The sequence below is a fragment of the Bradyrhizobium sp. genome (assembly GCF_030693485.1).
In the GTDB taxonomy this organism is placed as follows: Bacteria; Pseudomonadota; Alphaproteobacteria; order Rhizobiales; family Xanthobacteraceae; genus Bradyrhizobium.
The window spans coordinates 1-9,610 of record NZ_JAUYAN010000119.1 but is presented as its reverse complement, the minus strand read 5'-3'; the positions used below and the strand labels follow the sequence as shown (position 1 = coordinate 9,610).

General features: G+C 64.5%; 12 protein-coding genes. 6 read left to right on the top strand and 6 right to left on the bottom strand.

The genetic code is table 11. The annotated features are described in order from the left end of the window. Together Q8N40_RS08820 and Q8N40_RS08815 are read left to right on the top strand one after the other, a co-directional pair. On the top strand, window positions 1-507 hold a 507-nt coding region (locus Q8N40_RS08820; protein ID WP_305711541.1), incomplete at its 5' end, for an enoyl-CoA hydratase/isomerase family protein. 114 nt (window positions 508-621) lie between these two features. Further along, the gene (locus tag Q8N40_RS08815; RefSeq protein ID WP_305711540.1) at window positions 622-1,641 is read left to right on the top strand and encodes a 4Fe-4S dicluster domain-containing protein; all 1,020 of its coding nucleotides are present in this window, start codon (window positions 622-624) and stop codon (window positions 1,639-1,641) included. Window positions 1,642-1,671: 30 nt separating this feature from the next. Here Q8N40_RS08815 and Q8N40_RS08810 read toward each other — a convergent pair whose 3' ends face one another. From Q8N40_RS08810 to Q8N40_RS08800, 3 genes are all read right to left on the bottom strand, one after another. Then, window positions 1,672-2,835, bottom strand: coding sequence for a PQQ-dependent sugar dehydrogenase (locus Q8N40_RS08810; protein WP_305711539.1), 1,164 nt, complete (start codon window positions 2,833-2,835; stop codon window positions 1,672-1,674). 77 nt (window positions 2,836-2,912) lie between these two features. Further along, window positions 2,913-3,089, bottom strand: a complete 177-nt coding sequence (locus Q8N40_RS08805) for a hypothetical protein (protein ID WP_305320109.1) — start codon at window positions 3,087-3,089, stop codon at window positions 2,913-2,915. 190 nt (window positions 3,090-3,279) lie between these two features. Next, a complete protein-coding gene (locus Q8N40_RS08800; protein ID WP_305320108.1) occupies window positions 3,280-3,939 on the bottom strand; it encodes a glutathione S-transferase family protein in 660 nt (219 codons plus the stop codon). 97 nt (window positions 3,940-4,036) lie between these two features. Here Q8N40_RS08800 and Q8N40_RS08795 point away from each other — a divergent pair, with 97 nt between their 5' ends. The 4 genes from Q8N40_RS08795 to Q8N40_RS08780 all read left to right on the top strand — a co-directional run bounded on the left by Q8N40_RS08795 (window position 4,037) and on the right by Q8N40_RS08780 (window position 7,191). After that, window positions 4,037-4,309, top strand: a complete 273-nt coding sequence (locus Q8N40_RS08795) for a hypothetical protein (RefSeq protein ID WP_305711538.1) — start codon at window positions 4,037-4,039, stop codon at window positions 4,307-4,309. 77 nt (window positions 4,310-4,386) lie between these two features. Next, on the top strand, window positions 4,387-5,589 hold the full coding sequence (locus Q8N40_RS08790) for a pyridoxal phosphate-dependent aminotransferase (protein WP_305320107.1): 1,203 nt from the start codon (window positions 4,387-4,389) through the stop codon (window positions 5,587-5,589). 285 nt (window positions 5,590-5,874) lie between these two features. Next, a complete protein-coding gene (locus Q8N40_RS08785; protein WP_305711537.1) occupies window positions 5,875-6,402 on the top strand; it encodes a DUF992 domain-containing protein in 528 nt (175 codons plus the stop codon). Window positions 6,403-6,705: 303 nt separating this feature from the next. Beyond that, window positions 6,706-7,191 carry a DUF992 domain-containing protein gene (locus Q8N40_RS08780; protein ID WP_305320105.1) on the top strand — a complete coding sequence of 162 codons (486 nt, stop codon included), beginning with the start codon at window positions 6,706-6,708 and terminating at the stop codon, window positions 7,189-7,191. 95 nt (window positions 7,192-7,286) lie between these two features. Here Q8N40_RS08780 and Q8N40_RS08775 read toward each other — a convergent pair whose 3' ends face one another. From Q8N40_RS08775 to Q8N40_RS08765, 3 genes are all read right to left on the bottom strand, one after another. Further along, entirely contained in the window at window positions 7,287-7,736 is a 450-nt protein-coding gene (locus Q8N40_RS08775; protein ID WP_305320104.1) for a cytochrome c, read from the bottom strand. A 147-nt stretch (window positions 7,737-7,883) separates the two neighbouring features. Next, window positions 7,884-9,023: a hypothetical protein gene (locus tag Q8N40_RS08770; RefSeq protein WP_305711536.1), complete on the bottom strand. Its 1,140-nt coding sequence runs from the start codon at window positions 9,021-9,023 to the stop codon at window positions 7,884-7,886. 232 nt (window positions 9,024-9,255) lie between these two features. Further along, window positions 9,256-9,610, bottom strand: a 355-nt coding sequence (locus Q8N40_RS08765; protein ID WP_305711535.1) for an SDR family NAD(P)-dependent oxidoreductase, incomplete at its 5' end; no start/stop codon positions are given.

Genomic DNA, 9,610 nt, shown 5'->3' with positions numbered 1-9,610 from the left:
CTGATGGCTTGTCCGGTCCCGCTGATCGCGGCCGTCAATGGGGCGGCCTATGGCGGCGGCTGCGAGATCGCGGCGGCATCGGATTTTGTCTATGCCGCCAGCCATGCGCGCTTTGCCCTGACCGAGGTGACGCTCGGCATCATGCCGGGAGCCGGCGGCACCCAGAACCTCGCCCGCGCCGTCGGCGAGCGGCGCGCCAAGGAGCTGATCTTGTCGGGGCTGCCCTTTACGGCAGCGGAGGCGGAAGCGTGGGGTCTGGTCAACCGCGTGGTCGAGCCCGCTGATCTCCTGGAAGCCACGATGACGATCGCCCGGCGCATCGTCGCCAACGGCCCGATCGCGGTGCGTCAGGCCAAGCAGGCGATTCACCGCGGCCTGCAGATGTCAGTGTCGGACGGCATGGCCTTCGAGATCGAGGCGTACAACCGCCTGGTCCCCACCGCCGACCGCCGCGAAGGCGTGCTGGCCTTCAACGAAAAGCGCAAGCCGGTGTTTCGGGGGGAGTGAGCCGTGATGAACACAGTGTGTCTGACGAGAGCGGCTGGCAACACGCTCGCGCCATGCTAAAGATATGCGTTCATCGGATCAGTCCGTCCCGGACAATAGACGTAGGACTCCGGCATGTTCCACCGCCACCGGCCGTTCACACCTGACCCTGCGCAACTTGCCTTGAAGCCCGCGATCTCGGGCAATACCATCAATGGACTTGGGGAAACGACACCGCGCCGGCCGAACATGGTGTACTGGGCGCCAGACCCCGACGAGATCGCACACGGGGCGATGCAGCGGTGGTTCTACCAGGTTGATCCTGGCAATCCGCATCTTTCGCGCGCTCGCGAAGAGCGGGCGAAGCTGCTGGCCAGCCCGATGCCCGAAGTCGCAGGTCGGCCCGTGGAGCGTCGACCGGAGGATTGGAACGACGCCATGGCCGCCCTTGCGGCGGCGGCCGGCTTCGATATGTGGGGCGTCGCCGAGATGGATCCGGAATGGGTTTACGAGGGCCAGCATGCGCCGCAGAAGAACATCATCATGCTGGGTTTCGCCCATGACTACGAACAGATCGCGACCGCGCCGGAGGCTACGGCCGGCGCGGAAGTGGTCAGGCAATATGGGCGCGCCGCGGCGGCTGCAAAGTCCATCGCTGCGTGGCTGCGCCGGCAAGGTTGGGAGGCGGAGCCGCTGACGGGGCCCATGACAACGAAGGTGATGATGATTCCGCCGGCGATTGCCTGCGGCTTCGGTGAACTCGGCAAGCACGGCTCGCTGATCAATGCCGAGTTCGGTTCATCCTTCCGGATTTCCGCCGTCCTGACCGACGCGCCGTTCATGCCCACCCCGCCACGAACCTTCGATGTCGACTCGTTCTGCGTGAATTGCAGGGTTTGCGAGAACGCATGTCCGCCGGAGGCGATCGGTCCGGTCAAGCAAATGGTTCGGGGCGTCGAGAAATGGTACGTCGACTTCGACCGGTGCTTGCCCTTCTTCAATCAGACGCACGGATGTGCGATCTGCATCGCGGCGTGCCCATGGAGCCGGCCCGGGATTGGGTTGAATTTGGCGGCAAAACTGGAGCGCCGGGCGACGCGCCGGGATGAGCCAATTGCAGCGAAGCAGGATCAGTCACGCGTGATGGAGCGATAGTGGCTGACACGCGTTCAGGGCAGGCGTCCGTCATTTCGCCGACGGCGACACCCGCAGGATCCGTCCGGCCGAACTGTCGGTCAGCAGCCACAGCGCGCCATCGGGGCCCTGCCGCACGTCGCGGATGCGTTCGTTGAGGTTGGGCAGCAGGCGTTCCTCCGACGTCACGGTGTGGCCGTTGAGTTGCAGGCGCACCAGCATCTTGCCGGACAGCGCGCCGGTGAACAGGCTGCCGGTCCATTTCGGAAACAGCTTTGCGCTGTAGAACGCCAGACCCGACGGGGCGATCGACGGCACCCAGTATTTCAAGGGCTGCTCCATGCCGTCTTTGGCGGCGGCCTCGTGGATCCTGGCGCCGCTGTAATCGATGCCATAGCCGATCGCCGGCCAGCCGTAATTCCTGCCCTTGCCGACGAGGTTGATCTCGTCGCCGCCGCGCGGGCCGTGCTCGCTTTCCCAGAGATCGCCGGTGGCGGGATCGATCGCGAGGCCCTGCTGGTTGCGGTGGCCGTAGCTCCAGATTTCCGGCTTGGCGCCATCGCGGCCGACGAACGGGTTGTCCGCCGGCGCCGAGCCGTCGGGCGCGATCCGGATCAGCTTGCCGATATGATTGCCGAGATTCTGCGCCTCGTCGCGGGCGCTGTAATGATCGCCCAGCGTGACGAACAGATTGCCGTCGCCGGCCTGCGCGATGCGGCAGCCATAATGGTTGCCCGACGACAGCGGTCCCTCCTGGCGGAAGATGACCTTGACCTCGTCGAGCCGGCCGCTGCCGTCGTTCAGTTTGCCGCGTGCCATGGCGGTGCGACCGCCGCCGGCGGTGCGCTCGGCGTAGCAGAAATAGATGGTCTTGTTCTGCGCGAAACTCTTGTCGGTGATGACGTCGAGCAATCCGCCCTGGCCGGAGGCCCAGGCCTCGGGCACACCCTTCAGCGGCGGCGAAACCTGGCCTTCCGGCGTGACGATGCGCATGCGCCCGGCGCGCTCGGTCACCAGCATCCGGCCGTCGGGCAGGAACGCCAGCGCCCATGGATTGACCAGGCCGCTGGCGACGGTCTGGACCTCGAGCTGGCCCGCCGACGACGCGAAGGAGGTGTTTTCGCCGCGGGTGGAGGTGACGATCAGGAACGACGCCGTCAGCACGGTCGCAACCGTCAACGAGGCCGTCACAAGGACCATTGGCGTCTTATTCATGATGGCCCGATCGCGATGGCATCATCGCTGGCAGTTGAGGTGCTGGAAGCCCGTAACCTGCACCAGGGATTTGAGCATTACGCCGGAATGGGCAGCGCCATCGCGACTTCGATCGACACCACCATGAGGGCGACGATCAGGCACAGCGACAGCCCGCCGATCGCCAGCCGGCCGGCGACGACATGGGTCAGTCTGGACAAAGCGACTGGCGCGGAGCGGCCGTCAAAGCCGAGAGCGCCGGACGACCGGGGCATAGCCGTAGATTCCTGAATGAGCGGGCGAGCGAATCGCCCTGTCGTTGGACGCTCGCAGGAATCGCTGGCAATATTGCGGCGGCGCAGGCCTCGAAAATGGCAAAACGACGGCAAAAGGCCGGGTTATGCCCGCTATTCTGGTAGAAAGGTATTCAACAGCCGTCACACGATGACGGCAGAACCGGCCTTTTCACGCCTCGGCGGCGATGCCGGGGGCGTCGACCCGGGCATCCCCGGCACCGGGCTGCCAGTCCATCGGCACGAATCCGCTGGTCTGCTCGACTCGCCTCAACCAGGTCCGGATCGCGGGGAAGGTCGCGAGGTCGAAGTCGCAGCGGTCGGCGACATGGGTGTAGCCGTACATCGCGATGTCGGCGACGGTCAGCTGTCCCGCGGCAAAATATTCATGAGTCTTGAGGTGGTTTTCCATCACCTGCAGCGCGGCATAGCCGCGCTCCATCCAGTCTTCCAGCGCGTGGGTCTGCAGGTCGCGGCCGCCCTTGACCAGCGCCAGCCAGAAATAGGCCGCACCGATGTTCGGCTCCAGCGCGTGCTGCTCGAAGAACATCCACTGCAGCGCCTCGGCGCGTTCGACCCGCGATTCCGGCGCCAGCGGCGTGCCGCCGGCGACATACCACAGGATGGCGTTGGACTCGGCGAGGTAGCGTCCGTCCGCGACTTCCAGCAGCGGCACCTGTCCGCTGGGATTTTTCGCGAGAAAGTCCGGCGTGCGGCTCTCGCCGCGCAGAATGTCGACTTCGATGGCGCGATAGGGCGCGTTCAGCAGCGCCAGCGCAAGGCGGACCTTGTAACTGTTGCCGGAGCGCTGCATCGAATAGAGCTTGTACATCTTCAAATCAGTTCGATCGGAGGAACGCAGCCGTTCAGTCGTCGTGCCAAGCCTGCCTTCAAGATGTTACCTTGTCGCGCCGCAACGCGGCTAAACAATGATGCCGTTGCGGTTGTGTCGCAAGGCCCGTGCCCTCGAAAAAGTCGAAAACCTCTATTGCACTGCAACCGCGCAGAAATCCTGCCAGCACGCTTTAACGATTGAGGCCAACCCTAGCGCCAATCTGCCGGCCCTCGCATTTCCCTTGCCGGATATGAGTCATTTCGCGGCGAAATTTTGCGAATATTGCGCGCCCCGCACGGGGCTGTCTTTCCCCAAAGTTGGCCCGCAACCGGGCAAGCTTCTTGCGATGCAGCGTGCCGCGCTTTAGGGTGCCTCGATCCCATCAAGAAGAGTCGTGGATCGGTGCGCCCGCACCATGATGCCCATGACCGCAAGGAGACGATGATGCCTTTCCTGTCCGCTGCGCTCGACCGTGTGAAGCCGTCCGCGACCATCGCGGTCACGGATAAGGCACGCGCGCTGAAAGCGGCCGGCCGCAACGTCATCGGCCTCGGCGCCGGCGAACCCGACTTCGACACGCCCGCCAACATCAAGCTGGCGGCGATCCACGCCATCGAGGCCGGCAAGACCAAATATACCGACGTCGGCGGCATTCCCGAGCTGAAGGCGGCGATCATCGCCAAGTTTCAGCGCGAGAACGGCCTGACCTACGCGCCGAACCAGATCATCGTCGGCACCGGCGGCAAGCAGGTGCTCTACAATGCCCTGATGGCCACCATCAATCCGGGCGATGAGGTGATCATTCCCGCGCCCTATTGGGTGAGCTATCCGGAAATGGTGGCGCTGGCCGGCGGCGAATCCGTGCCTGTGATCTGCACCGCCGCCGACGGCTTCAAGCTGAAGCCCGAGGCGCTGGAGAAGGCGATCACGCCGAAGACCAAATGGATCATCCTGTGCTCGCCGTCGAACCCGACCGGCGCCGCCTATACGCGCGCCGAGCTGAAGGCGCTCACCGACGTGCTGGTCAAGCACCCCCATGTCTGGGTGATGACCGACGACATGTACGAGCACCTGGTCTATGACGATTTTGTCTTTACCACGCCGGCGCAGGTCGAACCGAAACTGTACGATCGCACGCTGACCGTGAACGGGGTGTCAAAGGCCTATTGCATGACCGGCTGGCGCATCGGCTATGCCGGCGGCCCCGCCGAGCTGATCAAGGCGATGCAGACCATCCAGTCGCAGTCGACCTCGAACCCGTCGTCGATTTCGCAATGGGCCTCGGTCGAGGCGCTCAACGGTCCGCAGGATTTCATCCCCGCCAACAACAAGGTGTTCAAGCAGCGGCGCGATCTCGCGGTGTCGATGCTGAACCAGGCCAGCGGCATCGAGTGCCCGCGGCCGGAAGGCGCGTTCTACGTCTATCCGTCCTGCGCCGGCACCATCGGCAAGACCTCGCCGTCCGGCAAGGTGATCGCCAATGACGAGGATTTTGTCACGGAGCTTCTGGAAAACGAGGGCGTCGCGGTGGTGCAGGGTTCGGCGTTCGGGCTCGGCCCGGCGTTCCGGATTTCCTATGCGACCAAGACGTCGGACCTCGAGGAAGCCTGCAAACGCATCCAGCGCTTTTGCGGGAATCTGAGATAGAGCTGCCTAAGTGAACTCGGTGAGCCGCTTGCGGCCCATGCATCGAGACGCTCGCGGTGCTCGCTCCTCAGCATGAGGTTGTCGTTTTTCAGCAAGTTGAACCTCATCCTGAGGAGGCCACAAAGTGGCCGTCTCGAAGGATGGGCTGCGACCCCGACTATTGACCCGTGACGGTTTGATGTCATCTCCCGGGAAGCGCCTTGTTTCGGACAAGGCGCTTTCTTCTTTTGAACAAGGCATTTTCTTCTCGTAGCTCCGCCAACATAGTCAGCGGAGATCAGATTGATGCGAGTTTCAACCATCGCCCTTGCCATCGCCGCGCTCGGCGTCTCGATCAGCGGCGCCAGCGCGGCGCCGCAGGTGCGCGCCGGCCTGCTGCAATGCCAGGGCGGCCAGAATGTCGGCTTCGTGGTCGGCTCGGTCACCTCGTTCCAGTGCGTGTTCCAGAGCGAGGGCCGCCGTCCCGAGCCCTACATCGCCACCGTTCGCCGCTACGGCGTCGACCTGGGGTTCACCGACCAGACAAGGCTGGTCTGGGCGGTGAACGCGCCGACCAGGCGGGTGGCGCGCGGCGACCTCGCCGGCAATTACGGCGGCGTCGGCGCCAACGCCTCGGTCGGCGTCGGCTTCGGCGGCAATTTCCTGGTCGGCGGTCCGGAAAATCCCTACGCGCTGCAGCCGATCAGCCTGCAGGGCCAGACCGGCCTCAACGTCGCGGCGGGGATCGCCGATATCGAGTTGCAGCCCTACCGGCCCGGACGCGGCGGCAAACCCCGTCACCACCGGCATCACAAGCAGGGCCATCGAGGCTGAGCCTGAGAGCTACGACAGCTAAACCAAAGAGGCCTGCGAAAGCGGGCCTCTTTTTTTTGGTTGCAACAATCGCCGTCATTCCGGAGCGATGCGAAGCATCGAACCCGGAATCTCGATAGTAGGAGCTCCGTGCTCATTACATCGAGATTCCGGGTTCAGCCCTGCGGGCTGCCCCGGAATGACGTGTTGTGTTAGTCAAAATCTGGCACGGCTTCCGCCATTGTGTCATAGATTTGCACGCGCCAGGGCAGCGGCGCGCTCGTTCACCGCTCGCATCACAGCTTTTCAGCCGGAGATTTCCCCATGCCCCGTTTCACCATCCGTGCCGGCCTCGCCGCGATCCTGCTGGTCGCGTCATCGGCCGCAGCCCAGGTGCAGCAGCCGATGCAGCGCGTGCAGGTCGGCATTCTCGAATGCCGCGGCGGCGCCAGCATCGGCTTCATCGTGGGCTCGGTGACCAATCTCGGCTGCGTGCTGCGCGCCGAGGGCCAGCCGGAAGACCGCTATATCGCTACCGTCCGTAAAGTGGGACTCGATCTCGGCATCACCCAGGAATCGGCGCTGGCCTGGGGCGTGTTCGCGCCGGTGGCGCGGCTCGGCCCCGGCGACCTCGCGGGCAATTATGTCGGCGTGCAGGGCAGTGCGGCGATCGGGGTCGGCGCCGGCGGCAATTTGCTGATCGGCGGCTCCAACAACACCATCGCGCTGCAGCCGCTCAGCCTGCAGGGCCAGATCGGCCTCAGCATCGCGGCGGGGCTGGAGAGTCTGGAGCTGCGGCCGGGGAGGTAGGTCATTCCAACGCGCGCACCGGCCCCTGTGGTTGAAACGAAAACCGCGGGCATCGCCCGGCTTGGTAAGAGCCGCCATCTGATGCTGGTCGGTCGTTACTTTTGCTGAACACGGCTCAGATAATCGACAACAGCGAGGATGCGTTTTCGTACGACGACTTCCGGGCTTTGCTCCGGCCCCGCCAGCTTCCAGTAGGACGGGTCGACATAGTGCGGCAACTTGATGATGGGGTTGAACCGTTCCCCCCAGATCGGCATTTCACGGTTGCCGTGAGCGGGAACTGTTTTCGATCCGGATATGGCTTCAAAAACAGCGTCCGTGGGAAAAACCCCGTTGTTGCTCATGGCCAGCATCGTCAGATCGGGAGGCGGCGTTTTGAGCTGGTCGGCGACCGGCCCTTTGCCCTTCGCATCCGTGCCATGACAACTCGCGCACGAAGACTGAAATTCCGACTTACCGACGTCCAGCTCTTCAGCCTGGGCCGCAGCAGCGAAACCCGCGGCAAGACTGGCAAGCATCAACCATTTTACACCGCATTTGATCATGTCGCGCTCCGGCGCTGGCCAGCAACCACCTGATACTAGGCGCATTGCGCCCCGAAGGTTTGATGCACATCAAGACCGGCTTCCGGCTCAGCCTTGTTCCGAGCGCGCAGGATAGGTGGAGCGAAAGCGAGACCCATCCTGTTGGCACTAAAGCCGAGGGATCCAGCCCGGGCGGCTCAGTATATATTCGACCATGCGCGGAGGAATGCTCAAGGCGTCGGCTATCTCGCGTTCATCCCCGGGCAGTCCCGCAAGGATCGATGCTTCGCGCCGGCTCCGGACCTTGGAAAGCCATTCCGGATCGACCACCACGGCGCGTCCCACCGCAACCAGGTCGGCGCCCAGGCCGATCGCCTCCTCGGCATCCCCGCAGGTCTTGATCCCGCCGCTGGCCATCACCGCGCTGCGGCCCGCGATGACGCGGGCCAGTTCCGTGATCGGACTTTTCGCCGGCGCATGAATTTCCTCGACCGAACCGTCATAGACACGGTTCTCGCGCTGCGGCCGGCTCTTGCGAAAATCGTCGAGCGATATCGAGATGTAGTCGAGATTCAACCTGGCCAGTTCGTCGCACAGCAGTTTGGCGTCCTCCAGCGTATAGCCGTCCGCCTCGGCCTCGAATGGCGTCACGCGAAACCCCGCGATCAGCTTCGGGCCGAGCGCGTCGCGAACGGCCTGCGCGACCGCGAGCGGAAAGTTCATCCGCTTTGCAAGCGTGCCGCCCCACTTGTCGTCGCGATGATTGGCCCGGGGCGAAAAGAACTGATGCACCGCATAGTGGTTGGCGCCGTGGACCTCGACGCCGTCGAAACCGGCCTTTCGGGCGAGCGCAGCCGCCTCGCGAAAGCTGCCAATCAGGCTTTCGACCTCATCCGACGTCATCGCCCTCGGCGTTTTTGCTCCCGGCCGCAACGATGCCACCGCCGAAGGCGCGCGCATGATTTGCTCGCCGATCAATTCGGGCTTGGCGATGCGGCCGCCATCATAGATCTGGAGGATCGCAAGACCCCCCGCGGCCCGCATGGCCTCGGCGAGCCGCTGCAAACTGGACAGATGCCCCTGATGCGCCGCGCCGATTCCCACCCAGGAGCGCCCGTCCGCTGCGACATAGGCGGCGGAGGAAATGGCGGCCCCGAATCCCCCGGCGGCGCGCCGCCGGACGAATTCGAGTTCGTCGTCGGTCGCCGTCCCGTCGTCATGGGACGCATTGGTCGTCATCGGCGCGATCGCAAACCGGTTTGCCATCTCGCGTCCGCAGTTGAACCTGAAAGGTGACCAGACGACCATCGAATAGACCTCTGTTATTCTTCTCCCCTCCTCCCGCTTTGTCCGCCGAAGCCGTTTGGCGAAGGCGGGCGAAGCGGCGGGGAGGGGTTGGGGGTGGGGGGTGTCTCCGCGGACTCGTCGCAAGTCGTACGGGTATCAACCGCAGTATCGGTGAATGCTGCGCCACCCCCCACCCCCGACCCCTCCCCACCACGCGCAAGTGCGCGCGGGGGGAGGGGAGAAGAGCATCGCCTTAATGAAAAATCCGCCCGGAGTCGATGACGACGGTCTGGCCGGTCATGGTTTCGGTGCGGCACATCGCGACCACCATGTCGGCGCAGTCGTCCTTGTCGGCCGGCTTCTTCAGCAGCGAGCTCGATGCGGCGCGCTCGACCTGCTCGGAGCGGAGATTGGCCGTCGCGCGGGTGCCGTCCAGCAGGCCCGGCGCCACGCAGTTGACCAGCGTCTCCGGCGCCAGCGCCACCGCCATGCACCGCGTCAGATGAATCAGCCCCGCCTTCGACACCGCATAGGCGATCGAGGAGCCGGTCGGGCTCAGCCCCGCCACCGAAGCTATGTTGACGATGCGGCCTTGCCCCTTCGCCTTC

Excerpts from the sequence above, each read along its gene's own strand:
- Q8N40_RS08770 (WP_305711536.1), bottom strand. The coding sequence starts at position 9,023 with ATGGTCGTCTGGTCACCTTTCAGGTTCAACTGCGGACGCGAGATGGCA.
- Q8N40_RS08805 (WP_305320109.1), bottom strand. The coding sequence starts at position 3,089 with ATGCCCCGGTCGTCCGGCGCTCTCGGCTTTGACGGCCGCTCCGCGCCA.
- Q8N40_RS08800 (WP_305320108.1), bottom strand. The coding sequence starts at position 3,939 with ATGTACAAGCTCTATTCGATGCAGCGCTCCGGCAACAGTTACAAGGTC.
- Q8N40_RS08780 (WP_305320105.1), top strand. The coding sequence starts at position 6,706 with ATGCCCCGTTTCACCATCCGTGCCGGCCTCGCCGCGATCCTGCTGGTC.
- Q8N40_RS08790 (WP_305320107.1), top strand. The coding sequence starts at position 4,387 with ATGCCTTTCCTGTCCGCTGCGCTCGACCGTGTGAAGCCGTCCGCGACC.
- Q8N40_RS08815 (WP_305711540.1), top strand. The coding sequence starts at position 622 with ATGTTCCACCGCCACCGGCCGTTCACACCTGACCCTGCGCAACTTGCC.
- Q8N40_RS08785 (WP_305711537.1), top strand. The coding sequence starts at position 5,875 with ATGCGAGTTTCAACCATCGCCCTTGCCATCGCCGCGCTCGGCGTCTCG.
- Q8N40_RS08795 (WP_305711538.1), top strand. The coding sequence starts at position 4,037 with ATGATGCCGTTGCGGTTGTGTCGCAAGGCCCGTGCCCTCGAAAAAGTC.
- Q8N40_RS08775 (WP_305320104.1), bottom strand. The coding sequence starts at position 7,736 with ATGATCAAATGCGGTGTAAAATGGTTGATGCTTGCCAGTCTTGCCGCG.
- Q8N40_RS08810 (WP_305711539.1), bottom strand. The coding sequence starts at position 2,835 with ATGAATAAGACGCCAATGGTCCTTGTGACGGCCTCGTTGACGGTTGCG.